Annotated in this window: 22 protein-coding genes; 15 read left to right on the forward strand and 7 right to left on the reverse strand. The window is 71.2% G+C overall.

The genetic code is table 11. From position 1 onward, the window contains the following. Positions 1-10 precede the first annotated feature (10 nt). The 5 genes from phnC to U870_RS0105815 are packed head-to-tail and all read left to right on the forward strand — an operon-like array spanning position 11 to position 5,655. Positions 11-847, forward strand: a complete 837-nt coding sequence (gene phnC, locus U870_RS0105795; protein ID WP_025156467.1) for a phosphonate ABC transporter ATP-binding protein — start codon at positions 11-13, stop codon at positions 845-847. Further along, positions 844-2,556, forward strand: coding sequence for a phosphonate ABC transporter, permease protein PhnE (gene phnE / locus U870_RS0105800; protein WP_025156468.1), 1,713 nt, complete (start codon positions 844-846; stop codon positions 2,554-2,556). The genes phnC and phnE overlap by 4 nt, the downstream gene beginning before the upstream one ends. Beyond that, the gene (locus tag U870_RS0105805; protein WP_052357598.1) at positions 2,553-3,779 is read left to right on the forward strand and encodes a TIGR03364 family FAD-dependent oxidoreductase; all 1,227 of its coding nucleotides are present in this window, start codon (positions 2,553-2,555) and stop codon (positions 3,777-3,779) included. The genes phnE and U870_RS0105805 overlap by 4 nt, the downstream gene beginning before the upstream one ends. Continuing rightward, positions 3,776-4,489 (forward strand): phosphonatase-like hydrolase, encoded by a 714-nt coding sequence (locus U870_RS0105810; RefSeq protein WP_025156470.1) that lies wholly within the window; start codon positions 3,776-3,778, stop codon positions 4,487-4,489. Before U870_RS0105805 ends, U870_RS0105810 begins: the two co-directional genes overlap by 4 nt. Further along, positions 4,486-5,655, forward strand: a complete 1,170-nt coding sequence (locus U870_RS0105815) for a zinc-binding dehydrogenase (RefSeq protein ID WP_025156471.1) — start codon at positions 4,486-4,488, stop codon at positions 5,653-5,655. Before U870_RS0105810 ends, U870_RS0105815 begins: the two co-directional genes overlap by 4 nt. Here the strand turns inward: U870_RS0105815 and U870_RS0105820 are convergent. The 3 genes from U870_RS0105820 to U870_RS0105830 all read right to left on the reverse strand — a co-directional run bounded on the left by U870_RS0105820 (position 5,652) and on the right by U870_RS0105830 (position 10,377). Next, positions 5,652-6,392 carry a GntR family transcriptional regulator gene (locus U870_RS0105820; RefSeq protein ID WP_052357599.1) on the reverse strand — a complete coding sequence of 247 codons (741 nt, stop codon included), beginning with the start codon at positions 6,390-6,392 and terminating at the stop codon, positions 5,652-5,654. The genes U870_RS0105815 and U870_RS0105820 overlap by 4 nt on opposite strands. A gap of 78 nt (positions 6,393-6,470) precedes the next feature. Continuing rightward, positions 6,471-7,595, reverse strand: a complete 1,125-nt coding sequence (locus U870_RS0105825) for an epoxide hydrolase family protein (protein ID WP_025156473.1) — start codon at positions 7,593-7,595, stop codon at positions 6,471-6,473. A 34-nt stretch (positions 7,596-7,629) separates the two neighbouring features. Next, positions 7,630-10,377, reverse strand: a complete 2,748-nt coding sequence (locus tag U870_RS0105830; RefSeq protein ID WP_025156474.1) for an Ig-like domain-containing protein — start codon at positions 10,375-10,377, stop codon at positions 7,630-7,632. A 140-nt stretch (positions 10,378-10,517) separates the two neighbouring features. Between U870_RS0105830 and U870_RS0105835 the strand changes: the two genes are divergently transcribed. Then, the gene (locus U870_RS0105835) at positions 10,518-11,231 is read left to right on the forward strand and encodes a Pr6Pr family membrane protein (protein WP_025156475.1); all 714 of its coding nucleotides are present in this window, start codon (positions 10,518-10,520) and stop codon (positions 11,229-11,231) included. Here the strand turns inward: U870_RS0105835 and U870_RS0105840 are convergent. Together U870_RS0105840 and U870_RS0105845 are read right to left on the reverse strand one after the other, a co-directional pair. After that, a complete protein-coding gene (locus tag U870_RS0105840; RefSeq protein ID WP_025156476.1) occupies positions 11,228-12,856 on the reverse strand; it encodes an MFS transporter in 1,629 nt (542 codons plus the stop codon). The two genes, U870_RS0105835 and U870_RS0105840, sit on opposite strands and share 4 nt — an antisense overlap. 82 nt (positions 12,857-12,938) lie before the next feature. Continuing rightward, positions 12,939-14,441: a glyceraldehyde-3-phosphate dehydrogenase gene (locus U870_RS0105845; protein WP_081815191.1), complete on the reverse strand. Its 1,503-nt coding sequence runs from the start codon at positions 14,439-14,441 to the stop codon at positions 12,939-12,941. A 316-nt stretch (positions 14,442-14,757) separates the two neighbouring features. Here U870_RS0105845 and U870_RS0105850 point away from each other — a divergent pair, with 316 nt between their 5' ends. From U870_RS0105850 to U870_RS0105880, 7 genes are read left to right on the forward strand one after another with little or no spacing between them, the layout of a single operon-like run. After that, positions 14,758-15,918: an ABC transporter substrate-binding protein gene (locus U870_RS0105850; protein ID WP_025156478.1), complete on the forward strand. Its 1,161-nt coding sequence runs from the start codon at positions 14,758-14,760 to the stop codon at positions 15,916-15,918. A 24-nt stretch (positions 15,919-15,942) separates the two neighbouring features. After that, positions 15,943-17,745 (forward strand): ABC transporter permease, encoded by a 1,803-nt coding sequence (locus U870_RS0105855; protein ID WP_025156479.1) that lies wholly within the window; start codon positions 15,943-15,945, stop codon positions 17,743-17,745. Further along, positions 17,742-18,599 carry an ABC transporter ATP-binding protein gene (locus tag U870_RS0105860; protein ID WP_025156480.1) on the forward strand — a complete coding sequence of 286 codons (858 nt, stop codon included), beginning with the start codon at positions 17,742-17,744 and terminating at the stop codon, positions 18,597-18,599. The genes U870_RS0105855 and U870_RS0105860 overlap by 4 nt, the downstream gene beginning before the upstream one ends. Beyond that, the gene (locus U870_RS0105865; RefSeq protein WP_025156481.1) at positions 18,596-19,321 is read left to right on the forward strand and encodes an ABC transporter ATP-binding protein; all 726 of its coding nucleotides are present in this window, start codon (positions 18,596-18,598) and stop codon (positions 19,319-19,321) included. The genes U870_RS0105860 and U870_RS0105865 overlap by 4 nt, the downstream gene beginning before the upstream one ends. Beyond that, a complete protein-coding gene (locus tag U870_RS0105870; protein ID WP_025156482.1) occupies positions 19,318-20,355 on the forward strand; it encodes a putative FMN-dependent luciferase-like monooxygenase in 1,038 nt (345 codons plus the stop codon). The genes U870_RS0105865 and U870_RS0105870 overlap by 4 nt, the downstream gene beginning before the upstream one ends. Before the next feature lie 10 nt (positions 20,356-20,365). Further along, positions 20,366-20,950: a CMD domain protein gene (locus U870_RS0105875; protein ID WP_025156483.1), complete on the forward strand. Its 585-nt coding sequence runs from the start codon at positions 20,366-20,368 to the stop codon at positions 20,948-20,950. Beyond that, positions 20,947-21,552, forward strand: a complete 606-nt coding sequence (locus U870_RS0105880; RefSeq protein WP_025156484.1) for an alkylhydroperoxidase domain protein — start codon at positions 20,947-20,949, stop codon at positions 21,550-21,552. The genes U870_RS0105875 and U870_RS0105880 overlap by 4 nt, the downstream gene beginning before the upstream one ends. Positions 21,553-21,637: 85 nt before the next feature. Here the strand turns inward: U870_RS0105880 and U870_RS0105885 are convergent, their stop codons facing one another. Beyond that, a complete protein-coding gene (locus tag U870_RS0105885; RefSeq protein WP_162819093.1) occupies positions 21,638-21,826 on the reverse strand; it encodes a hypothetical protein in 189 nt (62 codons plus the stop codon). Positions 21,827-21,992: 166 nt separating this feature from the next. Between U870_RS0105885 and U870_RS0105890 the strand changes: the two genes are divergently transcribed. Next, a complete protein-coding gene (locus tag U870_RS0105890; protein WP_025156486.1) occupies positions 21,993-22,493 on the forward strand; it encodes a GNAT family N-acetyltransferase in 501 nt (166 codons plus the stop codon). Here the strand turns inward: U870_RS0105890 and U870_RS0105895 are convergent. Continuing rightward, positions 22,490-22,822, reverse strand: coding sequence for an SdpI family protein (locus U870_RS0105895; RefSeq protein WP_162819094.1), 333 nt, complete (start codon positions 22,820-22,822; stop codon positions 22,490-22,492). The two genes, U870_RS0105890 and U870_RS0105895, sit on opposite strands and share 4 nt — an antisense overlap. 136 nt (positions 22,823-22,958) lie before the next feature. On the opposite strand from U870_RS0105895, the gene U870_RS0105900 reads away from it, so the two are divergent. Next, entirely contained in the window at positions 22,959-24,830 is a 1,872-nt protein-coding gene (locus U870_RS0105900; RefSeq protein WP_025156488.1) for an alkyl/aryl-sulfatase, read from the forward strand. The last annotated feature ends 85 nt before the right edge of the window (positions 24,831-24,915 follow it).

Consider the following 24,915-nt stretch of genomic DNA (forward strand, 5'->3'; position numbering starts at 1 on the left):
GGAGAACACCATGACCAACGATGAGACCGCGACGGCCGACGTGCTGCAGCTGACCGGCGTGACGAAGGACTTCGGCACGATCAGGGCGCTGGAGGACGTGACCCTCACGGTGTGCCGCGGCGAGATCGTCGTCCTGCTGGGACTCTCCGGGTCGGGCAAGTCGACCCTCCTCCGCCACATCGACGGGCTGGAGCGGCCCAACGCCGGCGCCGTCCAGGTGCTGGGCGAGCAGGTGCCCGAGCTCGGCGGCCGGCGGCTGCGGTCGCTGCGCAGCCGGGTCGGGTTCATCTTCCAGCAGTTCGAGCTCGTGCCCTCCCTCACCGTGCTGGAGAACGTCCTCACCGGGTCGCTGGCCGGCGTCCGCGGCCCACGGCTCGGCCTCTGGTCCTACCGCCGTTCCGCGCGGCTCGCCGCGCTGGGGCATCTCGATCGCGTCGGTCTGCTCGACCAGGCGTACCAGCGCGCCGACACCCTCTCGGGCGGTCAGCAGCAGCGCGTCGCCATCGCCCGGGCCCTGATGCAGGATCCGGAGATCCTGCTCGCGGACGAGCCGGTCGCCTCCCTCGACCCCGAGTCGAGCGACCAGGTGATGGCCTTGATCCGCGAGATCGCCCTCGACCGGGGGCTGACCGTGCTCTGCAGCCTGCACCAGGTCGACCTCGCCCTGTCGTGGGCCGACCGCATCGTCGGGCTCCGGCACGGCCGGGTCGTGCTCGACACCCCGACCGACGGCCTGAGCAAGGCGCAGGTGATGGAGATCTACGGACGCGTCGCCACCAGCACGACCCAGCTCGAGGCCATTCAGACCGAGCTCCTCGCCGAGGGCGTCGCGGGAGGCGTCCGATGAGCGCTGCCGTCGGCGTCCGTCCACGAGCGACGGCGCCCGCCCCTGCGGGGCCCGTCGGCGCCCCTCCGCGCCGCCGGCTCTCGCCGGAGCGCGTCGCTGCGGGACTCACCCTCCTCGCGCTGCTCGTCGCTTCCGCCGTCGCCCTCGCCGGCGTGGGGATCGACCCCGCCGCCATGGCGGCGAGCTGGTCGAACGCCGAACGCTTCTTCACCCGGGTCGGCGGGATCGCCTTCCCCGACCCCGGCGATCTCGCCTACCTGACCGCCCTGACCCTGGGCCTCGTGATCTGCGGGACCCTGCTCGCAGCGATCATCTCGGTCCCGATCGCCTACCTCGCCGCCTCCAACACCACCCCCGGCGCAGGATGGCGTGCCGCCGCCCGCTTCGTCGGCGTGCTGACCCGCGCCGTGCCGGATGTGGTGCTAGCCATGGTGTTCGTCCTGATCTTCTCGCTCGGCACGCTCCCCGGCATCCTCGCCATCGGCATCCACTCGATCGGGATGATCTCGAAGCTGTTCGCCGACGCCATCGAGCAGATCGACGAGGGCCCGCGCCTCGCCATCCGCGCGGCCGGCGGCAGCCGGATGCAGGAGTTCTCCGCGGGCGTCCTGCCTCAGGTCATGCCCTCGTGGGTGGCGACGGTCCTCCACCGCAACGACATCAACCTGCGCGGTTCGGTGATCCTCGGCTACGTCGGCGTCGTCGGGCTCGGGATGCAGATGTCCTTCGCCTTCAAATCGCTCGACTACGGGCTGGGCCTCGGGTACGCGCTGGTGATCTTCGTGCTCTGCGTGGTGATGGAGGTCGTCTCCAGCGCGGTTCGCGCCGCCATGCTCGGCATCGCCCCCACCGGGCGGGGGATCGGGGACCGCACGGTGCGGGCCGTCGCCCGCGTCCGCCGCGCCGCGCCGGGAGACCTCGCCGACCGCCTCCGTCGACCGTGGGACCGCTCGCGAGTGCGCACGGCGATCTGGGGCTGGGTCGCCGTCGCCGTCGTGGTGGGGAGCGTGCTGGTCTGCGACATCCACTGGTCCGAGCTGATCACCGTGTGGGCGAAGGTGCCGGCGATCGCCGCGCAGTTCTGGCCGCCGACGTTCGGCAACTACGACGCGCAGACCATGTTCGGTGCGATGGGCGAGACGATCGCCATCGCGCTCGCAGCCACTCTCCTGACGCTCATCGTGTCGATCGTCGTCGGTTCGCTCGCGGCCCGCAATGTCGCTCCGAACCGCGGCACGCGCGCCGGCATGCGGCTCCTGCTGGTGCTCGTCCGCGGCATCCCCGAGATCATCCTCGCGATCGTCCTGATCGTGATCACCGGGCTCGGGGCGCAGGCCGGGACCATCGCCCTGGCCGTCGGCGGTGTGGGACTGCTCGGCAAGCTGATCGCCGACTCCTTCGAGGAGGTGAAGGCGGGCCCGGAGCGGGCACTCGCCGCGACCGGCGCCACCCGCCTGCAGGTCTACGCCGGTGCGACCCTGCCGCAGGGCGTCCGCGCCCTCATCGGCCACACCTTCTACATGCTCGACACCAACATCCGGGCCGCGACCCTGCTCGGCATCGTCGGCGCCGGCGGCGTCGGCTACTACCTGCTGAATGCCAGCCAGGGCTCGAACTACGGCACGGTCACCGCGATCGTGCTGATGATCCTGGTGACGGTCCTCCTCGTGGAGGGCATCGCGATGTGGATGCGGCGGGTGTTCCGGTGAGCGCGCGGGAAGGATCGGCGTTCGGCGCCGACGCGTTCGATGTCGTGGTCGTCGGAGCCGGCATCGTCGGTCTCGGAGCGGCGCTCGCCGCCGTCGACCGCGGGAGGTCCGTCATCGTCGTGGAGCGCGGCGCTGCCGTCGTCGGCGCGAGCATCCGCAACTTCGGCCACCTCTGCTTCACCCCGCAGAGCGGCCAGGCGCGGGAGTACGCCCTCGCCGCCCGCGAGATCTGGCTCCGGCTGGCGCGGGAGGCCGGCTTCTGGATCGACGACACGGGGACCCTGGTGGCGGCGCGGCACCCCGACGAGCTCGAGCTGCTGCGCGAGCTGGCCGAGCAGCGCTCCGGGCTCCCGCCCGCGGAGCGCCCGCGCGGCGACCGGGCCGAGGTCGAGCTGCTCGACGCGGCGGAGATCGAAGCGCGTGCGGCCCTCCCGGCCGGCACGACCGTGGGCGGAGCGCTGCTGCCGTACGACCTGCAGGTCGATCCCCGACGCACCGCCGCGGCCATCCGCGCCTACCTGGAACGTCGTGGCGTGGAGTTCCGCCTGCGCACCAGCGTCCTCCGCGCCGAAAGCGGCCGGGTCGAGACCAGTCGCGGCTCGATCCGGGCGGGACTGATCGTCCTGGCCGTGAACCACGACGTCGACCAGCTCTACCCGCGTCTCGCCGAACGCCGCGCCGTCGTCCGGTGCGGTCTCGACATGCTGCGGGTGCGGGCCGATCTGCCGGGCCGGCTGACCGGCCCCCTGCTCACCGGATGGTCGCTCATCCGGTACAGCGGGTTCACCGGGACACCGGCGTCGGCCGCGGTCCGCGAACGCCTGCACGGCGAACGCCCCGATCTCGCGGCGCTCGACCTCAATCAGATGTACACGCAGCTGCCCGACGGGTCGCTCATCGTCGGCGACAGCCACTGGAAGGGCGAGGCGATCGAGCCGTTCCAGTCGGAGGTCGCCGCGCGGGCGTTCCTCGACGAGTTCGAGGAGCTCTTCGGGGTCGCTGCGGAGGTCGTCGAGCGTTGGCAGGGCGTCTACGCCAGCGCACCCGAGGAGTTCCTCGTCGAGGAGGTCGAACCGGGCGTGCTCCTCACCGTCGTCACCACCGGCATCGGCATGACGACAGGCCTCGGCCTCGCCGAGCACGCCGTCGGCTCCCGGCTCGACGCAGGCGCGGCTCCCGTCGGCGTCGACACCACCACCCTCACAGAAAGCACGGAACGATGACCAGCACCACCGCCACCACCGCCACCACCCCGATCGAGCTCGTCGTGCTCGACATGGCCGGCACGACCGTCGTCGACGACGGCATCGTCGAGCAGGCGTTCGAGCGCGCCGCCCGCCGGGTCGGTCTCGCCGAGGGCGCCGGCCTCGAGACCGCGCTGCAGTACGTGCGCGACACGATGGGCCAGTCGAAGATCGACGTGTTCCGTCACCTGACCGGCGGCGACGAGGAGGCCGCCCAGCGGGCAAACGGCGCGTTCGAGACCGCTTATGCGGAGCTGATCGACGAGGTCGGCGTGGACGCCATCCCGGGTGCCGCCGAGACCATCGACGCGCTGCGCGACGCCGGCTTCTCGGTCGCCCTCACCACCGGATTCTCACCCGAGACCCGCGACGCCGTGCTGAGCCGGCTGGGCTGGAGCGTGGACGCCGTGCTCTCGCCGGCCGATGCCGGCCGCGGCCGTCCCGCGCCCGATCTCGTGCTGGGCGCGCTCGTCGCCACGGGGACGAGCTCCGTCGCCGCGGTCGCCGTCGTGGGCGACACGGTCAGCGATGTGCAGGCCGGGCGGAATGCCGGCGCCGGACTGGTGATCGGCGTCGTCACCGGCGCGCACTCGCGCGAACAGCTGGCCGAGGCGGGCGCCGATCTCGTGCTCGACAGCGTGCGCGAGCTGCGTGCCGTTCCGCAGCTGCAGCTGCTGCCGCGCCGATGAGGCGGACAGCGGTCGCGACGCCCGCCGTCCCCGTCGTCCCGGTGCGGGTGGACCCGGCGCCCACCGCGATGGTCTGGATCGAGGCAGGCAGGCCGCACGAGGCCGTCGCGGTGCCCGGCGTCGCACTCGCCCCGGGCGACGCCCTGGTCGAGGTCGAACTCGCCACCATCTGCGGCTCCGACGTCCACACCACCCAGGGCCATCGCTCCACCCCGACACCGGTCGTGCTCGGGCACGAGCAGGTGGGTCGTGTCGTCGCCGTGCGCGACGGAGCCGTCACGGCCGACGGTCTCCCGCTCGATGTCGGTGACCGGGTGGTCTGGTCGCTCACGGTGGCCTGCGGAACGTGCTCCGCGTGCTGCCGCGGCCTCCCGCAGAAGTGCGCGACGGTGCGCAAGTACGGCCACGAGCGTCTGGTCACCGGGTGGGAGCTGTCCGGCGGCTTCGCGACGCACGTCCATCTGCGGGCGGGGACTGCGATCGTCCCCGTCGATCCCGCGCTCGACGCCCGCGTGCTCGCACCGGTGTCGTGCGGCACGGCGACGGCCGCGGCCGCGCTGCACGCCGCGGAGTCGGTGACCGAGATCGCCGGCGGTGCGGTGGTGGTGTTCGGGGCAGGGCTCATCGGCCTCACGCTCTGCGCGATGGCCACCGATCGCGGCGCCCGGGTCGTGGTGGTGGACCCCGACCGGCACCGCCGGGAGCTGGCTGTGCGGTTCGGCGCGGTGGCCACCGCCGACCCCCGCGCACGGCGGGCAGGCGAGAGCCTCTCCCGTGCGCTCGAGGCGTTCGACGAGGGACCGGCCGCCGCGTTCGACGCGTCCGGCGCTCCCCGCGCGGTGGCGTCCGCGATCGAGTGCGTGCGGGTGGGCGGCGTCGCCGTCCTCATCGGGAGCGTGTTCCCGACCGACGCCGTCCCGCTGGACCCGGAGAGCGTGGTGCGCCGCCTGGTCACCATCCGCGGCGTGCACAACTACGCGCCGGCGCAGCTGACCGAGGCCGTCCGGTTCGCGGAGGCGCGGAGCGCCGTCTATCCGCTGGCCGACCTGGTCGGGGCCACCGTGCCGCTGAGCGACCTCGACGCCGGCATCGCCGCCGCGGCGCGGGGGACGGCCGTGCGCGTGGGCGTCGTCCCGGATGCCCGCTCGACGCGCGCGGCCGGTTAGGCGCCGATGGCCCGGATGAAGTGGGTGCCCTCGCGCGCCCGCCCGGACGCCGCGACGGTGAACCGGATGATGTCGCTGCGGTAGCGGTCGTCCGACGCCTCGAAGACGCGCCCGTCCGCATCCCGGGTCACCCGGTGCAGGCGCAGGATCGGGGTGCCGGGCTCGACATCGAGCAGCCGGCTGTCGAGCTCGTCGGCGGCGACGGCGTCGATCTCGTGGTCGACGTCGGTGTAGCCGTAGCCGCGCTCGTCCAGGTATTCGGTGATCGACACGGTGTCGAGGTCGACGTCGAAGAGCACCCGCCCGACCTCCTCGATGAACGTCAGCCGCTCCAGCATCGTCGGGCGTCCGTCGAGCAGGCGCAGCCGCACCACGTCCACGATCGGCGCGCCCTTCGGGATGCCGAGAGCCCGGGCCTTCTCGTCGTCGGCGCGGCGCAGGGACACCTCCTGCGTGATCGCACCCGGAACCGTGCCCATGCTGCGCGCCCAGCGGGTGAAGGGGATGGAGACGTCCGCCGCCTGCTGCGCCTTGCGCTCGGCGACCCGGGCGGGACGGCCGCGGCGCGTCTCGATCAGACCCTCGTTCCGGAGCGCGGCGAGGGCGTTGCGGATCGGGCCGCGGGAGGTGCGCCACAGCTCCGCGAGCTCGCCCTCGCTGGGGACCTCGTCCCCGGGGGACAGCTCGCCGCCGACGATCCGGCGACGGAGGTCATCGGCGATCTGCATGTAGAGCATGGCGGCCACGTAGGCATACTAGTGGGGCGAAATGGCGGGTTCGTTGCCGGGTGCCGCCTCGCGACGGAGGCGGCGCGATCAGCCCAGTCCGGCGAAGAACTCCCGGATGCGGTCCGCCGCCATCCGCGGCTGCTCCAGCCCGAGGAAGTGCCCGCCCCGCGGAGCCGTCTCGAACGACCGGAGATCGTCGGACGCCCGTTCGGCGAGCGAACGCGGGAATCCGGCCATGACGGGCTCCCGGCTGAGCAGGACGCCGACGGGTGCGACGATCGGCGGCCGCGGCGGGTTCGCGTCGTAGTCGAAGTACTGGCGGAACGATGTGCCGATGCTGCCGGTCGCCCAGTAGAGCGTCGCGATGGTGAGCAGTTCGTCCCGGGGGACCACCGCGTCCAGGTCGCCGTCGACCCAGTCGTGCCATTTGTCGGCGATCCAGGCGAGCAGGCCGGCGGGGGAGTCGGCGAGGGCGGCTGCGATGGTGTCCGGGCGCGTCGCCATGATCTCGCTGTAGCCGCCGTCGGCCGCGTCGTAGGCGTCGACGGACTCCAGGTAGGCGCGCTCCTCGTCGGTGCGCGGCTCCTCGTCGGCCGGGAACGGGGCATGGAGCAGCTGGACCCCGATGACGCGGTCGGCGTGGTCCACGCCGAGCCACGTCGCGGCCCCGCCGCCGATGTCGCCGCCGAACGCGGCGTACCGGTCGTAACCGAGCACGGTCGTCATCAGCTCGTGGAGGTCGGCGGCGATCGCCTGCCGGGTGAGCGGACCGTCCGGCAGCTCGGAGAAGACGAAACCCGGCAGCGAGGGGATGATCACGTCGAACGCGATGCGCGCGTCCGACCCCGTGCCCGCCGGGTTGGCGAGGAGCTCGGCGAGCGGAAGGTACTCGGTGTACGCGCTCGGCCACCCGTGCAGCAGTAGGAGCGGGATGCGGGTCTCCGCGGAGCCGGCGGCCGGGACCCGCACGAAGTGCAGGAGATGCCCGCCCACGTCGGCCCGGTACTGGTCATAGGCGTTGAGGCGCGCCTCCTGCGCCCGCCAGTCGAAGGCGAGCCACGCGTCGACGAGGTCCTGGAGCACGGGACCGCCGGCGCCTCCCTCCCACGGCGCCGAGCCGAGCGGGTCGACGAAGCGGGTGGACGCGAGCCGGGCCCGCAGGTCGTCGAGCAGCTCGTCGGGGACGTGGAGACGGAAGGCGTCGATGCTCATCCCCGTCACCCTACGCGGCCGACGCCGCCCGTCGTCACGGGTGGCGTCGGCGGCGCCGCGTCGCGAGCAGCGACACGCCGGCCGCGAAGGCGAGGAGGGCGCCGAGCCCGGCGATCAGCGGACCGGATGCGTCGGAGCCGGTGGCGGCCAGGCCGCTGCCCTTCCCTCCCGCAGGACCGGAGCCGCCCGCACCGCCGGACCCGCCGGGACCGACCGGTGGGACGACGACCGCGGGCTGCGCGGTCACCGTGACCGTGGTGGTCGAGCAGAGATCGGCCTGGCCCTGGGCGCAGATCGCGTAGCGGAACGTGTCCGTGCCCGAGAACCCGGGCGCGGGGACGTAGTGCGCGACGCCTCCGCTGAAGGTCACGGTGCCGTGGCCGGGCGCGGTCGCGACGGTCGGCGGGTCCACGGTGCCGTCGTCGTTGCCGAGCACGTCGATGTCGACGGGGGTCCCCGGTGTCGTCGTGGCCGTATCGGGCGTGGCGACGGGGTAGACCTCGACGTGGACGACGCCCGTCGCGCAGAGCTGCGGCGTGCCGTCGTCGCAGACGATCACCGTGTACTCGTCACGGCCTGCGAAGCCCGTGCGGGGCGTGTAGACGACGGTGCCGTCCGCGCTCACGGACACGCTTCCGCTGCGGGGCGGGACGCCCTGGAAGTCGGTGAGCACTGCGTCGGGGTTCACGTCGTCGGTGGTCACCGTGTCGGTGGCGGCGACGTTCGTGGTGGTCACCTGCGTCAACGGATCGATCGTCGGCGGCACGTTCGGCGGCAGGACGTCGATCGTCACATGCGCCGTGGCGCAGAGCGCGGGAGCGGTCGGGGAGCAGATCCGGTAGTCGAACGAGTCCGGCCCCGTGTACCCGCCGGCGGGTGTGTAGACCGCGTGTCCTGTCGCCGGGTCGAGCGTGACCGCGCCGTGCTGCGGCGCCGTGACGACGGTCCCGTCCAGGGGGGCACCGGCCGTGTCGTTGTCCGTCAGCGGGATGGTCACGGCCGTGTCCCGGAAGGTCTGCGCGGCGTCCGCGAGGGCGCGCGGGTACACGGTGATCGTGACCGTCGCGGTGTCGCACGCGGGAGTCGGGGAGGCGTTGTCGCAGACCTGGTACTCGAAGGTGTCGACGCCGCTGAAGTCGTTGGCCGAGACGTAGACGAAACCGCCGGTGCCGGAGAAGTACATGCTCCCGTGGGAGGGGCGCGTGATCGCGCTGTAGGTGAGCTTCTGGCCGGCGTCGGGGTCGGTCGCATGGACGCGGCCCAGCGTGAGCAGCCCGGTCGAGGTGTCGACGGCGAGGTCGTCGGCGACAGGCGGGTTGTTCACGGGCGGCGGCACGGCGATCACCTCGGTGTCGACCGTGGAGCCGGCCGACGAGCCGTCGTTGTTGGACGGCGCCGTGTCCGGGGTGGACGAGGTCGAGCGCGCCGTGTTGACGAGCACCGTCCCCGCCGGGGCGGTCGCCGTACCGGAGAACGTGAAGGACGCGGTCGCTCCCGCCGCGAGGGTCCCGACCTGCCAGCTGAGCACCCCACCGGCGACCGTCCCCGTCGTCGACGCGGGGTCGAGGGTGAATCCGGCCGGAAGGGTGTCGTTCAGCACGACGTCGGCGGCAGCGCCGGGACCGTGGTTCACGACGGTGACCGTGTAGGTCACGACGCCGTTCTCGAGCACCGTGGCCGGGCCGTCCTTCTGGACCTCGACATCGGCGGACGGCGTCGCCGACGCTCCGCAGTCCGGGAACGGGTCGAGCAGATTCACCGTGCCGCGCACCGTGTTGGCGACCGTCCCGGTCGCCGTATCGAAGATCTGGCCGGCGGGGGCCACCGACTGGACGACGATCGGGTCGGCGGCGGAGGCTCCGGTGAAGCCGCCCTGCACGGAGGTCGTGCCGGTGAAGCTGTAGCGGCCGAGTCCGACCACGGCACCGTCGTCGCGGAGGCCGGCGGCCCGGGCGACGCCGCGGTTGGACTGCGCCCAGGTCGCGCCGCCGTTGTTGGTGAGCACACCGCTGGCGATCACGAGGCCGGCGTTGCTCGCGTTCGGGCTGTTGTTGACCAGGTCTCCGGTCGCGCTGATGGCGCAGGTGTTCTGCAGGGCGCCGGAGCTGTTGATCGTCAGCCCCTGCTGGAATCCGGCCAGCCCGGAATTCGTGAGTGGTCCGCTGATCGCGGCGCCGCCGTGCACGGACAGGATGCCGCTGTTGTCGAACGTGACGCCGCTGTTCAGGTCGAACGCCCCCTGCACGGTGAAGATGCCCGAGTTCTCGAACGATCCCGCCGCGGACGACAGCGATCCGTTCACCGTGAAGTGCGCGCCGGACGCGACGGTCACGAGACCGTTGCCGTTCATGGCGAGACCGGCGAACGTCGCGGTCCCCTCGACGTCGAGCGAGAATCCCGCGTTGACGGCGACGCCGGGCATCGTGAGCGTCGCTCCGCTCGCGACGACCAGTGCGCCCGCCGGGTTGTTCAGATAGGAGCCGGTGAGCGTGGCGCCCGCGCCGACGCACAGCGTCGCCCCGGCCGGGAGGGCGTCGATGCCTCCGGTGAAGTCGGCGGCGACGAGCACGGTCTCACCGGCGGCCACGCTGATGGACGTGGCGCCGGCCGGGAGGGTGCGGGTGGGAGCGGCGCATTGCGAGGCGAAGTCCGCGTTCGCCGGAGACGCCTCGGCCCCGGCGAGGAGCGCTGCGGAGATCAGCGCGGTGGACAGCGCCGCTGCCGTGACCCGCGCCCAGGTCGATCTCCGACCGTTCCGACCGTCCCGTCGTCCGTGCACCATCCGGCTCCCCCTCCGTGCGTCCAGAATCCACGGTAGCGGACGGTCGGCGGCCGACACGACCCTGCCCTGTACGAGGCCCGCTGCGCCCTCTATCCTTGCGGGGACCCCTGTCTGTGATCCCGCCGAGGAGACCGCCGCCCATGACCTTCTCCCGCATCGTCGCGGTCCTCCGCATCGCGGTCGCGGCCGCGATCATCGCGGCGACCGCCGTGACCCTCGGGTCGTCGATCGCCGCCTGGGCCGACGCCGGCTACCGCGATCTGGCGACGCTGTACGTCAACTTCTTCAGCTACTTCACGATCGAGTCGAACATCGTCGCCGCCGTCGTGCTGCTCATCGGTGCCGTGTTCTCTCTGCGGAGCCGCCTGGCCGATCCGATGTGGTTCACGGTCCTGCGGGCCGCGATCGTCGTCTACATGGGCGTCACCGGGATCGTCTACAACCTGCTGCTCCGCGGTCTGGCCGTCACCGGAGGAGGCAGCACGCCGGACTGGACGAACGAGGTCATGCACGTGGTCGGCCCGGCCTACATGATCCTCGACTGGCTGCTCGCGCCCGGGCGTGCACCGGTGCGCTGGCGGCACATCGGCACGATCCTCGTCTTCCCGCTGGTCTGGGTCGCATACACCCTCGTGCGCGGCCCGCTGGTGTTCGACCAGCTCAAGCTGGTGCACCACTGGTACCCGTACCCCTTCCTCAATCCGGTGAACGGCTACGGATCGGTTGCGGTCTGGGTGGTGATCATCGCTCTGGTCTTCGCCTCCCTGGCCGCCCTGGTGGTGGGCGTCTCGCACTGGTGGCGGCTCGACCGTCGCGGAGACCGTGACCCAGCGCAGGAGGCGGCCACGGCCTAGCGGCGGCGTCGCGGGGCCGGCACGGCATCGGCCGGCGCGGGCTCGGGTTCCTCGGCTCCGCCGGTGACCTCGCGCGGGAGGTTGCGCGAGAAGAACAGGGCCGCGCAGGAGATCAGGGAGAGGGCGGCGAAGGAAAGCCGGAGCGCGTCCAGCTGCGACGTGCGGTAGAGCCCGGCGAGCTCCTGGCTGTCGGAGGGCGAGAGCCCGTGCTCCTGCGCGATGTGCTCGACCTCGGAGACCGGGACGACGCCGACACCGGACGAGGTCTCCTGCTGGACCTGGCTCTGCACGTCCTGCGGAAGGCTGCTCGCGGCGACGCCGCTGGCGAAAGCGGTCGACAGGGCCGCGATCATCACGGAGCCGACCAGCGCCGTGCCCAGAGACGACCCGAGATTCTGGAAGACGCCCTGGATGCCGCCCGCCTCGCTCGACTTCTCGGGGCCGACGGACGACATGGTCACGTTGCCGAGCTGCGACGCCAGCAGGCCGAGAGCGGCACCCGCGACGAACATCCCGACGCCGAAGACGAACGAATCCAGGTGCGGGTCGACCGAGCCGAGCAGGATCAGGCTTGCCAGGACCAGCGCGAGCTGTCCGATGCGGGCGATGCGCCGAGCCGACACCCGGCGGGCGAGCACGGTGCCCACGATGGAGAACAGGACCAGGGCGATCGAGAGCGGGAACACCTTGAGCCCGGTGGAGAGCGCATCCAGACCGAGGGTGAGCTGCAGGTAGATGGGGACGACGAAGAACAGGCCGGCCGTCACCGTGTACTGCAGGCCGAGGCTGCCCACGCCCGCCCGGAGCTGACGCAGACCGAGCAGAGCGGGGTCGAGCAGGGCCGCCCGCCCGGACGCCAGGAGCCGCCGTTGACGGAGGAAGAAGAGCCAGAGCACGACGACGCCCCCGGCGACGAGGAAGGGCACCGGCGACAGCCCGAGGAGGGAGACGTCCCGCGTCGGCAGGATCCAGCCCCAGGTCTTGGTCTGCAGGAGTCCCCACACGATCAGCACCAGGCCGACGGCCGACAGCAGCACCGAGAGGAGGTCGACACCGGCCTTCGTGCGCTCGCCGGTGTCGCGGACGACCCGGCTGAACAGCAGGACGATCGCCATCACCACCACTTCGCCGGCGAAGACGTACCGCCAGCTCGCGTATGTGGTGAGGAAGCCGCCGATCAGCGGACCGACGGCGACCGCGACGCCGGAGGCCGCACCGATGACGGCGAACGCGGTGACCCGCGCGTGCCCCGCATAGTTGTTCGCGATGAGCGCGGCGATCGCCGGGATGACGAGCACGGCGCCCAGCCCCTCGATGACGGACCAGCCGAGGAAGAGCACTACGATGTTCGGACTGATCGCGGTCGTCGCCGACCCGACCGCGTAGACGATCGAACCGATGATCAGCGCCCTCCGGCGCCCCCAGAGGTCGCCGAGCTTGGCCCCGAGCAGCATGAACGCAGCCATCGTGAGCGTGTAGAACGTGATCGTGGTCTGCATGGCCTCGATGGTGGTGCCCAGGTCGCGGACCACGGTCGAGATGGACACGTTCATCACCGTGGAGTCCAGCACCATGACGAACTGGGCCGCTCCCAGCACGGTCACCGCGGCCCATCGTCGCGCCATCGTCGCCTCCCGCCGTCTGCCTGGCCGGAGAGTAGCACCGGCATGCGCCGGCGCGTCAGTGGCCATCGGGGGAGGCGGGGCCTCAGCCGGTGGCCGCCTCGGCCCGCACCTCCGCGCGGGGCGGCACCACGACCGGGTGCGTCCCGGCCATGCGCTCCAGGACGCGGACGACCTGGCACGAGTAGCCGTACTCGTTGTCGTACCAGACGTAGAGCACCAGGTTCGGTCCGTCGGCGATGGTGGCGAGACCGTCGACGATGCCGGCCCGATGGGATCCGACGAAGTCGCTGGAGACCACCTCCGGAGACGCGATGTAGTCGATCTGCTGACGCAGCGGGGAGTGCAGCGAGACCTGGCGCAGGTAGTCGTTGACCCCCGCCTTCTGCACGGCGCGGGAGAGGGTCAGGTTCAGGATCGCCAGCGAGACGTCCGGGGTGGGCACCCGGATGCTCGAACCGGTCAGCCGCCCGGCGAGGACCGGCAGGGCCTTGGCCACCGCCTTCGCGGCTCCGGTCTCGGTGATGACCATGTTGAGCACGGCCGAGCGTCCGCGTCGATCGCCCGGGTGGAAGTTGTCGATGAGGTTCTGGTCGTTCGTGAACGAGTGCACGGTCTCGACGTGGCCGCGCTCGACGCCGTAGGCGTCGTGGATCGCCTTGAGCACCGGGGTGATCGCGTTGGTCGTGCACGAGGCGGCGGACAGGATCCGGTCGTCCGGCGAGATGGTGTCGTCGTTGATGCCGTGGACGATGTTCTTCAGCGACCCCTTGCCGGGCGCGGTCAGGAGCACGCGGGCGACGCCGGGGGCCCGCAGATGCTGGGCGAGGCCGTCCTCGTCGCGCCAGCGTCCGGTGTTGTCGACGACGATGGCGTCGCGGATGCCGTAGGCGGTGTAGTCGACGGTCGTCGGGTCGTCGGAGTAGATCACCTGGATGCGCGTCCCGTTGGCGATCAGCACATCGTTCTCGGCGTCGACGGCGACGGAACCGGGGAACGGCCCGTGCACCGAGTCGCGGGCCAGGAGGCTCGCGCGCTTGGCGAGGTCGTTCGCCGCGCCGCGCCGGACGACGATCGCGCGCAGCCGCAGGCCGTGCCCGTCGCCGGTGTGCGTGATCAGCAGACGGGCGAGGAGTCGTCCGATGCGGCCGAAACCGTAGAGCACGACGTCCGTCGGCTCGGCGACCGGGCGATGCGGCGAGGTCCGCTCGACCGCGGCGCGCACGTAGTCGGCCGGCGTCGTGCCACCGGCGTCGCGGAGACCCTGGGCGAGCCGCGCCACATCGATCGAGGCCGGACCGGGCGCGATCGCCAGCAGGGCCTCCAGGACCGTGGCCGTCTGCTCCAGCGTGAGCTGCTCGTGCCCGAGCTCCCTGGCCCGGTCGTGGACGGAGATCACCCCGGTCGCCGAGAGGTTGATCAGGCGATGGCCGTGGATGGACGTGACGACGCCGTGATCCCGGTACAGCCGGCCGATGAGGGGGATGAGCTGCTCGGCCCGTTCCTCGCGCGCGACCCAATCGGCGCGGTGGGACTCGTAGGCGTGCGGGGGTTCGGTGTTGAAGCTGGGCACTCGTTGCTGTTCCATGTCTGTCGCGCGTGAGGGGACCTGCGCCGTCCCTGATCCGAACGCTACCGGCGGCCACCGCCCGCGCAGCGCCGAGAACGGCCGAAAGATCCGGCGAATTTAACGCCACGGGAAGAACGACCGCGATCGGACGCAGCACATCGGGCCGCTCGTGCGCAAACTCTGTGACGCCTGTTGCGGAGCGCTACCGACTGTGACGCCGACCGTGGACTCCGGGTGAGGCGCAGTCCTAGCCTCGGCGAACGCGCGTCGCCCGGGTCGCTTCCGGGATGCGCGCCCCCCGGTTGTGAACCCGACCCCCTCGAAGGACACCCCCATGAAGAAGCTCATCCGCGGCGCGGCCGTCGCCTCCGTGGCCACCCTCACCATCGTCGGCCTGGCGGCCTGCGCGTCCGGTTCCTCCGCCTCCTCCGACGGCTCGTCGGGCTCGAGCACCGTCTACTTCGGCGTCTCCGCCGCCACGACCGGCCAGTACGCGCAGTACGGCGAGCAGTTCAAGGAGGCGTTCGACCTGGCGGTCGACGAGGTCAACGCGGCCGGCGGCATCGACGGCCACCCCGTGGCGCTGAAGTACGAGGACTCCCAGTCCGACCCCAAGCAGTCCGTGGCCGTCGCTCAGAAGTTCGTCGGAGACGACAGCATCAGCCTGGTCTTCGGCGACTACTCGTCGGCCGCCTCCATCCCGGCCTCGCCGATCTACACCGCGGGCAAACTCGTCCAGTACGGCTTCAACAACTCGAACCCGGACTTCACGGCCAAGGGCTCGAAGTACCAGTGGTCGACATCCATCACGACGAGCGCCACCTACACGTGGACCGCCGACTACATCAAGAAGCAGGGCATCGACTCGGTCGGTGTGAGCTACCTCAACACCGCCGACTGGGGCATCCCGGCGTTCAACGCCTTCAAGGCGGAGGCCAAGAAGGTCGGCCTGAAGATCACCGACGCGGAGGGCGTGCTCGACACCTCCGACGACTACCGCCCGTCGCTGACGAAGGCCGTCGCCGACAAGCCGCAGGCGTTCGTCCACATCGGCTACGGCCCGGATGCCGCCAAGATCGTGACGCAGCTGCGCGCCATCGGGTACGACGGCACGTTCTACGGCGGGCAGGACGAGGAGTCGTTCGACGGCACCAAGGCCGCGGCGGGCGCGATCAACGGCGCGGAGTTCCTCGCCTCCAACCCGGCCCCCGAGGTGCAGAGCTTCGTGAAGGCGTTCAAGAAGAAGTACCCGAACGAGACCGAGGTCACCGGCTTCGAGGCCGGCGCGTACGACGCACTCCACGTGGCCGTCGCCGCTGCGAAGGCCGGCGGGACCAGCCGGGAGGGCATTCTCGCGGGCTTCGCGAAGCTGAAGGATGTCCCGAGCGTCGTCTACGGGAAGATCACCTTCGACCCGTCCACCCGTCGGGTCGCGTCGCCCGCGCTCACCCCGAGCATCCTGAAGGACGGGAGCTGGGTCGCGTACAACGGCTGAGCCGTCCACGCCGACACGCCCACCATGCTCGACACACTGATCGCCGGCCTGCTCCGAGGGAACGTCTACGCCCTCGGAGCGGTCGGCATCTCCCTCGTCTTCGGCGTCATGAACGTCGTGAACTTCGCCCAGTTCTCCTTCTTCGGACTCGGCGCGATGCTGTCCTGGTTCTTCGTCGTGAAGATCGGGCTCCCGTTCTGGCTGGCTCTGGTCCTCGTTCTCGCCGTGTGCGGCGCGCTGGGCCTGTTGATCAACGTGACGGTGGTCCGCCCGCTGGCGAAGTACCTGCCGTTGGCGGCCATGCTCTCGACTTACGCCATCTCGCTGATCCTCGACAACGCGTCCCAGATCGCGTTCACCGCGCAGTTCCGCGTGTTCCCGGAGGTGCTGCCGACCTCGAACCTGCGGATCGGCAACATGCGGTTCGGAACGTCCGACCTGGTGATGCTCGGAACGACGGCCGTGATCATGGTCGTGATGACGCTGTTCCTGAAGTACGGCAAGGTCGGCCGGGCGATCCGGGCCACCGCGCAGGACCAGGAGGCCGCTCTGCAGATGGGCATCCCGGTCGGCCAGGTGCAGCACGTGTCGTTCGTCATCGCGTCGGCGCTCGGCGGCCTGGCCGGGGTGTTCATCGCCCTCTACGTCGGCGTCGCGAACCCGAACTCCGGACTCGACGTCGGCCTCACCGCGTTCGTCGCGGCGACGCTCGGCGGTCTCGGCTCGCTCGTCGGCGCGGTGATCGGCGGATTCGTCCTCGGGATCCTGGAGGCGTTCGGCATCCACTTCTTCGGGGACACGGCGCGCGAGATCATCGTCTTCGTCATCCTGATCGTGGTGCTCATCGTCCGGCCGGGCGGCCTGCTCGGCCGGGTGCCGTTGATCTCCGCCGAGCCGCTCACCGGGACGTTCCTCGGCAAGGGGCGCCCCCTCCGCATCCCGCGCTGGGTGTGGCTCGCCGCCGCCGTGGTCGGCGGCGTGGTCATCCCACTGGTCGCGAACGACTACGTGCTCACCACCGGCACCCAGGTGCTGATCTACGCGATCATCGCCGCCGGGTTCACGGTGACGGCCGGACAGGCCGGCGTGCTGGCCCTCGGACAGGCCGGACCGATCGCGATCGGGGCGTACGCCTCGGCTCTGCTCTCCTTGTACCTGCACGTGCCGTTCTGGGTCGCCCTCCCCGTCGCGGGCATCGTCGCGGCGGTGGTCGCGTCGATCCTCGCCTCGCCGATCTGGGGCGTGAAGGGGCACTACATCTCGATCGCGACGCTGGGCCTGGGGATCGCGATCGTCGCGGTCATCCAGCTGGTGCTCCCGCAGGGGCTGTACAACATCCCCGTGCCCGAGTGGTTCGGGACGCCGCTGAACACCCCGCAGGCGTACTACCTGATCGACTTCGGGGTCCTCGTGCTGACCCTCCTGGTGATGTGGCGGCTCCGCAGCTCGCACCTCGGCAAGGTCATCTCGTCCGTCGGATCGGACGAGGTGGCGGCGCTCGCCTCCGGAGTCCGCGGTCGCAACTACAAGGCGCTCGCGTTCGCCGTCTCCGGCTTCTTCGCCGGCGTGGGCGGCTCGCTCCTGGCGCACCAGTACACCTACATCGACCCGACGATCTTCACGATGCTGATGTCGCTGCTGGTGGTCACCATCGTGATCCTCGGCGGGGTCGGCCTGCCGTACGGCGCGGTGATCGGAGCGATCGTGCTGATCGGGGCGATGGAGCTGCTGCGCTTCACCCCGGAGCTGCGCATCATCGTCTACGGCCTGGTGCTCATCCTCGTGGTGCGCTTCCGGCCGGGAGGGGTCCTGGTGAGGAACGCATGACCGGATCGCTGCTGGAGGTCGTCGACCTCTCCCGGCACTTCGACGGGCTCAAGGCCGTGGACGGGATCTCGTTCTCCGTCGAGCGCGGCGAGGTGGTCTCCATCATCGGCCCGAACGGCTCGGGCAAGACGACCACGCTCAACCTCGTCACCGGGGCACTGCGGCCGAACGGCGGGACGATCTCCCTCGACGGCGAACGGATCGAGCGGGCCGACAGCGCCCGCATCGCCGAGCACGGGATCGCCCGCACGTTCCAGAACGGCCGGGTCTTCGCCACGCTCTCGGTGGCAGAGAACATCGAGGTGGGGCTGCACACGACCCTCCGGGCGAACCGACCGTTCCGGCGGCTCTCGAACGTCTTCCTGCTGCGCTGGATCCCGCTGCTCGCCGAGCTGTACATCGCGATCATCGGGACGCCCTCCTCGCGGCGGGAGCAGAGGGAGGTCGACGCCGTCGTCGCCACCGAGATCGAGCGCTTCCAGGCCCGGCTCGGGCCGCGGCGCGACGACCCGGCGTACTCGCTCAGCTACGCCAACCGGCGGCGCACCGAGATCGCCCGCGCCCTCGCGCTCTCTCCGAAGCTGCTCGTGCTGGACGAGCCGACGGCAGGCATGAACCAGTCGGAGACGGCCGAGGTTCTCGAGCAGCTGCTCGAGCTCAAGGCGGCAGGCCAGACCGTGCTGCTCGTGGAGCACAAGCTCGACCTCGTCATGACCGTGTCGGACCGCGTCATCGTGATGGACGGGGGCCGCATCATCGCGGAGGGACCGCCCGATGCGGTGCGCACCGACTCCGCCGTCGTCGAGGCGTATCTCGGACGACGGCGCGGGCTGGGAGGGGTGGACCTGAGATGACCGACCTGCTCGAGCTGGACGACGTGAACGTCTACTACGGACCCTTCCACGCGCTGCGGGGCAACTCGCTGACCGTGGGGGAGGGGGAGATCGTGTCGCTGCTCGGCGGCAACGCCAGCGGCAAGTCCACCACGATGAAGACGATCCTGGGGCTCGTCCGTCCCCGATCCGGCACGGTCCGGTTCGACGGGCAGGACATCACACACGCCTCCACCCGGCGTCGGGTCGCCTCCGGCATCGCCTCCGTCCCCGAGGCCCGCCGGGTCTTCCCGGAGATGACGGTCGACGAGAACCTCATCGCCGGGGCGTACACCCGTCGGGACAAGGCGGGCATCGCCGAGGACCTCGAACGGATGCGCACGCACTTCCCCCGCCTGGCGGAGCGCCGTCGCCAGCAGGCGGGCACGCTCTCGGGCGGCGAGCAGCAGATGCTCGCCTTCGCCCGCGCCTTGATGAGCCGCCCGCGCCTGATCTGCATGGACGAGCCGACGATGGGGCTCTCCCCGAAGCTCGTCGACCAGGTGCTCGACGAGATCGTGCGGATCAACCGGGAGCTCGGGGTGGCCGTCCTGTTCGTGGAGCAGCAGGCGGAGCTCGCGCTCTCCATCGCATCGCGCGGCTACGTGCTGGCCACGGGTGCGATCGTGTTGCAGGGGACGTCGCGCGACCTGCTCGACGACCCCCAGATCCAAGAGGCCTACCTCGGAAAGGCGACCCCATGACCAGCACCGGGCATTCGCAGCGGCTCGGCTTCTTCACCCGCCTGCTCGACGACGGCGGCGCACTCGACCGCTACCGCAACGCCCTCGACCAGTTCGAGCGGGCCGAGCAGCTCGGCCTGGACACGGTCTGGGTGGCGCAGCACCACTTCCACGAGGGCGAGGGAGGCCTCCCCGCCCCGTTCGTGCTGCTCGCGCAGGCGGCGGCGCGCACCTCCCGCCTCCGACTCGGGACGGGCATCGTGACGCTCCCCCTGGAGGCCCCGTTGCGGGTGGCGGAGGACGCCGCGGTGCTCGACCTGCTGTCCGGCGAACGACTCGAACTCGGGATCGGCTCGGGCGGCACCCCGTCGTCGTTCCCGCCCTTCGGCTACGACTCCGCCGACCGCGCCGCGATCTACGACCGTCATCGGGAGACCCTGATCGCCGCGCTGGGCGGCGGGACCCTGACGACCGACGGCGGTGCGCTCTATCCGGCCGGCCCCGCTCTGCTCGGCCGGATCTGGGAGGCGACGTTCTCGGCGTCCGGCGCCGAGCGGATCGGACGCCGCGGCAACGGCCTCATGCTCTCGCGCACCCAGCCGCGGGCGACGTGGGATGCGCCGCGGTCTCCGCAGGTGCAGGAGGCCATCGTGGACGCGTACCTGGCCGCGCTGCCGGACGGAGTCGAACCCCGCATCCTCGCCTCGCGGTCGGCGCTCGTCGTCGACACCGAGGCGGAGGCGGCGCCCTGGGTCCGGCGCGGGATCGACCGCGGGCGGACCTTCGTCGACGCACAGGGCGTGGACGTCCCCGACGGGGTCTCCGACGCCGAGCTGCTCTCCTGGCTCGACATCCACATCGGCACGCCCGAGCAGGTGCTCGCCTCGCTGCGCACGGACACGATCCTCGCCCGGGCGACCGACGTCGCCTTCCAGCCCCACCCCATCGACCCGCCGCACCCGGTGGTGCTGCGCTCCCTCGAGCTCATCGCCACCGCCGTCGGACCCCACCTCCTCGACTGGACGCCGGCGACGCCGTCGCCCGCGACCCTCTGAAAGGACAGCCATGCCCGACGTCATCGACCAGCTGGTCGGCATCGCCCCCGGTGATCCCTTGGACGCCTTGCGCGATCAGCGCCCGAACGCGCGCAGCAACGCGCAGGCCAGCTTCGACGCGCTCTTCCACAGCGACGAGCTCGGTCACGTCGACCAGCGGGAGCGCCTCGTCGTCGCCTTCTGGACGGTCGCGCTCTCGCAGTCGCCCACGGCCTCCTACTACGGCGACCTGCTGGCCGCGGTGGACCCGGCGGTGCTCGCCGCCCTGACTGCGACACTCCCCGCGGCGGTCACCGCCGGGCCGTACGGCGACTATCCCGCCGGACCGCTGTCGGTCGAGAACGTCGCCGGTCCGATCTGGACCCCGGACGCCGCGCTCGCCGCGACGGTCGGCCCGCGCCTCGCCGCCGCGCTCGCGCACACGCACCTGCTCGTCTACCGCCCGCGCGACTCGTCCGCCGAGGCGCTGCAGGCGCTGTTCGACGCAGGCTGGTCCACCACCGGGATCGTGACCCTCTCGCAGCTCGTCGCCTTCCTCAGCTTCCAGCTCCGCGTCGTCGCGGGGCTCACCGTCCTGAAAGGAGAGCTCGCATGAGCGAGACCGTCATCCGGAACGATATCGAGGCTCCCAATGCCTTCACGCAGGCCGAGCTCGGCTGGGAGGCGTGGCTCGAGCCGTTGCCGCTCGACGAGCTGACCGACCGTCACTACGACGGGCTGGTCGACAAGGGGCGTGCGAACAGCCCCTACTTCCGGCTCCTGGTGCGCGATCCCGACATCCTCGGCGCCCGCACCCGTACCGACAACGACATCTTCTACAACGAGAAGGGCGGGCTCTCCCGGGCGCTGCGCGAGCTCTCCGCCGCCGCCGCCTCCCGCACCAACGGCTGCATCTTCTGCGCGTCGGTGCATTCCCGCTTCGCCACCCACAAGTCCAAGCGCTACGACGATGTCCAGCGGCTGCTCGACGAGGGAACGGCGGGGCGGCAGGACGACCCGCAGTGGCGTGCGGTCATCGACGCGTCCGTCGCGCTGACCGAGATCCCCGGCCGGTTCGACGCAGGCAACGTGCGTCAGTTGCGGGACGCCGGGCTGGACGATCTGGCGATCATCGACGCGATCAATGGCGCGGCGTTCTTCAACTGGGCCAACCGGCTCATGCTCTCGCTCGGGGAGCCGACGCCGCCCGCCGCCTGACGCGCGCGACCGTCCCCGTCTCGTACGGCGCGGCGATCAGGCGCCTCTCCGCGCGGTCATGCGCGTCTCGGCGTTCGAGGGGATCCTAGGCACGCCGCGAACGGGTGCGGATCAGAACCACCACGGCGAGCACGACGAGGACGATCCCGACGATGACGAGCGGCAGCCACCACGGGGTCAGGACCGTGGTCGTCGGGGTGTCGTTGCAGGGCTCGCCGTTCGGTGGGGCCGTGGCGCAGGAGGCCCAGACGAGAGCGGTCACCGGGATCGACATGGCGTCAGCCTGGCAGACGCACGGGTGGCTGAGAACCCCGCGGATCCGGCCGGGCGCCGGGCCGGAGCGTTCCACAGCGCATCCATAGCGTCGCGACGGCGGAACGACAGCATCCCGTCGCAGGATCGACCTCACCGAGAAGGAGTGCGACGGAAGAAGGAGCACCATGGTCGAGACGGTGTCGTCACCCGGTCCCGCGCTCGCCGGCCTGCGGCTGGCGGAGCTCGGCGTGGACAACATCCACGCGGTCAACCAGCTGAGCGTCCGTCCGGGGCAGGAGCGGTTCGTGCTGCCGCTGACCTATTCGCTGGCCGTGACGCCGTCCGACCCGTCCACGTCGTGGCAACGGGTGGCCCTGGACGGAGACGAGGTCGTCGGCTTCCTCCACGCCACACTCGACCAGGATCCCGCCGCATCGGAGCCGTTCCGGGCGTGCGTGTGGCGGATCTTCGTCGACGGGGACGCGCAGCACCGCGGGGTGGGGACGTTCCTGATCCGCTCGTTCGCCGCTGCCGCCGCCGCGGCGGGGATCGACCGGATCACCGTGCTCTGGGAGCCCGGCGACGGCGGTCCGGGCGACGCGTTCCACCGGATGGGGTTCACCGACATCGGTGAGACGGCGTACGGCGAGACGATCGCGGCGATGCCGACGGGCCGTCTCGACTAGGCGGATGAGGCCCGCTTCGCCGCGCGCGAGGCCGCGATCAGTACGGCGACCACGCCCGCGACGAACGCCACGACCGTGACGACGTGCGCGAGCGGAAGCACGAGACCGACCAGTTCCCCCACCATGGCGGTGACGAAGGCGATAGTGGCCGGCAGCATCCCGGCGGCATGACCGGCCCGCCAGGCGTCGTCGTCGCGCAGGACGGACGGGATGCGCACGCCGAACAGGTGGTTGCGTTTCAGAGTCCCGTTGCCGGCGAGGACGCAGGCGATGACGAGTACCAGGAGCAGGGCGGTGAACACCCAGCCCACGGGAGTGATGGCGTTCACGGGCGTCCCTTCCTGTCCGGCTCCGATTCCCAGTGCTGACTCTAGACGCGCATGGTCGCGCGCGACGATGATCAGCGTGAGTGCCCACCGCTCGGCCTCGAACAGATCAGCCCGCTCCCCGACGAAGGAGACGTCCATGCGGCAGAACGACCCCACTCCGTCCATCGAATCGGCCAACCGTGCGCTCCTGGACACGCTGCCGTTCTCCGACACGGCGGACCTCGACGCCGCCGACCGCGGCTTCCTCGGCACGCTGGACGACCCGGCGATCCGCAACGACGCCGGCGAGATCGTGTGGGACGCGTCGAGCTACGACTTCCTGCAAGGCGACGCCCCGTCGACGGTGAACCCCAGCCTGTGGCGGCAGTCGAAGCTCGTCGCCAAGCACGGGCTCTTCGAGGTGGTCGAGGGCCTCTATCAGGTGCGCGGACTCGACCTCTCGGTGATGTCGTTCATCGAAGGCGACACCGGGGTGATCGCCGTCGACCCGCTGATCTCGGCGGAGACCGCGAAGGCCGCGCTCGCCCTGTACCGGAAGCACCGCGGGGAGAAGCCGCTCGTCGCCGTCGTGTTCACGCACAGCCACATCGACCACTTCGGCGGCGTGCTCGGGATCGTCGACCCGGCCGACCCCGCCAGCCCGAAGGTCGACATCGTCGCTCCGCACGGATTCCTCGAGCACGCCATCGCCGAGAACGTCTACGCCGGAACGGCGATGGGACGTCGGGCCGGGTACATGTACGGCGCCGCCCTCGACCGGGGACCCGCGGGACAGGTCGGCGCAGGACTCGGGCAGACGACCTCGACCGGGACGCCGGGCATCCTGGTCCCGACGATCGATGTGCGCGACACCGGGGAGACGCACACCATCGACGGGGTCGAGTTCGAGTTCCAGATGGCCCCCAACACCGAGGCACCCGCCGAGATGCACTTCTACCTGCCGCGTTACCGGGCATTGTGCATGGCGGAGAACGCGACCCACAACCTGCACAACCTGCTGACCCTCCGCGGAGCGCTCGTGCGCGACCCGCACGTGTGGTCGCGCTACCTGAGCGAGGCGATCCAGCGCTACGGCGACCGCGCCGACGTGCTGTTCGCCTCCCACCACTGGCCCACCTGGGGCACGGAACGGATCGTGCACTTCCTCGGCGTGCAGCGCGACCTCTACGGCTACCTGCACGACCAGACGCTGCGTCAGCTCAACAAGGGTCTGACCGGGGCCGAGATCGCCGAGGACTTCCGGATGCCGCCGGCGCTGGAGGCGGAGTGGAGCACCCACGGCTACTACGGCTCCGTCTCGCACAACGTCAAGGCGATCTACCAGCGCTACATGGGCTGGTTCGACGGCAACCCCGCCCGGCTCTGGCCGCACCCGCCGCAGGCGCAGGCGGAGCGCTACGTCGCCGCGATCGGCGGAGTGGACCGTGTGATCGAGCTCGCGCAGGAGGCGTACGACCAGGGCGACTTCCGCTGGGCGGCGACGCTGCTCGACCACGCCGTCTTCACGGATCCGGGCAACGCGGCGGTGAAGACGCTCTACGCGGACACGCTCGAGCAGCTGGGCTACGGATCCGAGAACGGCACCTGGCGCAACTTCTTCCTCTCGGGAGCGACCGAGCTGCGCGAGGGGAATTTCGGCACGCCGACGAACACCGACGCCCCCGCCATCCTGGCGCAGCTCTCGCCCGAGCAGATCTTCGACGCCGTCTCGATCACGGTCGACGGCCCGAAGGCCTGGGACCTCGACCTCGCCCTCGACATCACGTTCACCGACCTCGGGCGCAGCTTCCACCTGACCCTGCACAACGGCGTCCTGATCTACGTCGAGAAGGATCCGGACGGCACGGCGCCGCTGAGCCTGCGCCTCAGCAAGCCGCGCTTCCTGCGACTCGCGGCCGGCGACACGACCTCCGACGGTCTCGAGGTGGAGGGCGACACGGGCATCCTGGACCGGCTGACGGCCGTCCTCGACCCGGGCGACCCGGACTTCGAGATCGTCCTGCCCTGAGGGCGGACGTCAGCGGGCCGCTCACTCCCCCCTAGATGGCGGCTGTGAAGGCTCGTAGGCTTTTGCCAACGTTCGACAGATGGGG

Source organism: Leifsonia aquatica H1aii, assembly GCF_000633535.1.
Classification (GTDB): Bacteria; Actinomycetota; Actinomycetes; order Actinomycetales; family Microbacteriaceae; genus Leifsonia; species Leifsonia aquatica_A.

What these genes read in the sequence shown, in the direction of transcription:
- phnC (WP_025156467.1), top strand. Translation starts at nt 11, where the DNA reads ATGACCAACGATGAGACCGCGACGGCCGACGTGCTGCAGCTGACCGGC.
- phnE (WP_025156468.1), top strand. Translation starts at nt 844, where the DNA reads ATGAGCGCTGCCGTCGGCGTCCGTCCACGAGCGACGGCGCCCGCCCCT.
- U870_RS0105810 (WP_025156470.1), top strand. Translation starts at nt 3,776, where the DNA reads ATGACCAGCACCACCGCCACCACCGCCACCACCCCGATCGAGCTCGTC.
- U870_RS0105815 (WP_025156471.1), top strand. Translation starts at nt 4,486, where the DNA reads ATGAGGCGGACAGCGGTCGCGACGCCCGCCGTCCCCGTCGTCCCGGTG.
- U870_RS0105820 (WP_052357599.1), bottom strand. Translation starts at nt 6,392, where the DNA reads ATGCTCTACATGCAGATCGCCGATGACCTCCGTCGCCGGATCGTCGGC.
- U870_RS0105825 (WP_025156473.1), bottom strand. Translation starts at nt 7,595, where the DNA reads ATGAGCATCGACGCCTTCCGTCTCCACGTCCCCGACGAGCTGCTCGAC.
- U870_RS0105830 (WP_025156474.1), bottom strand. Translation starts at nt 10,377, where the DNA reads ATGGTGCACGGACGACGGGACGGTCGGAACGGTCGGAGATCGACCTGG.
- U870_RS0105835 (WP_025156475.1), top strand. Translation starts at nt 10,518, where the DNA reads ATGACCTTCTCCCGCATCGTCGCGGTCCTCCGCATCGCGGTCGCGGCC.
- U870_RS0105840 (WP_025156476.1), bottom strand. Translation starts at nt 12,856, where the DNA reads ATGGCGCGACGATGGGCCGCGGTGACCGTGCTGGGAGCGGCCCAGTTC.
- U870_RS0105845 (WP_081815191.1), bottom strand. Translation starts at nt 14,441, where the DNA reads ATGGAACAGCAACGAGTGCCCAGCTTCAACACCGAACCCCCGCACGCC.
- U870_RS0105850 (WP_025156478.1), top strand. Translation starts at nt 14,758, where the DNA reads ATGAAGAAGCTCATCCGCGGCGCGGCCGTCGCCTCCGTGGCCACCCTC.
- U870_RS0105855 (WP_025156479.1), top strand. Translation starts at nt 15,943, where the DNA reads ATGCTCGACACACTGATCGCCGGCCTGCTCCGAGGGAACGTCTACGCC.
- U870_RS0105860 (WP_025156480.1), top strand. Translation starts at nt 17,742, where the DNA reads ATGACCGGATCGCTGCTGGAGGTCGTCGACCTCTCCCGGCACTTCGAC.
- U870_RS0105865 (WP_025156481.1), top strand. Translation starts at nt 18,596, where the DNA reads ATGACCGACCTGCTCGAGCTGGACGACGTGAACGTCTACTACGGACCC.
- U870_RS0105870 (WP_025156482.1), top strand. Translation starts at nt 19,318, where the DNA reads ATGACCAGCACCGGGCATTCGCAGCGGCTCGGCTTCTTCACCCGCCTG.
- U870_RS0105875 (WP_025156483.1), top strand. Translation starts at nt 20,366, where the DNA reads ATGCCCGACGTCATCGACCAGCTGGTCGGCATCGCCCCCGGTGATCCC.
- U870_RS0105880 (WP_025156484.1), top strand. Translation starts at nt 20,947, where the DNA reads ATGAGCGAGACCGTCATCCGGAACGATATCGAGGCTCCCAATGCCTTC.
- U870_RS0105885 (WP_162819093.1), bottom strand. Translation starts at nt 21,826, where the DNA reads ATGTCGATCCCGGTGACCGCTCTCGTCTGGGCCTCCTGCGCCACGGCC.
- U870_RS0105890 (WP_025156486.1), top strand. Translation starts at nt 21,993, where the DNA reads ATGGTCGAGACGGTGTCGTCACCCGGTCCCGCGCTCGCCGGCCTGCGG.
- U870_RS0105900 (WP_025156488.1), top strand. Translation starts at nt 22,959, where the DNA reads ATGCGGCAGAACGACCCCACTCCGTCCATCGAATCGGCCAACCGTGCG.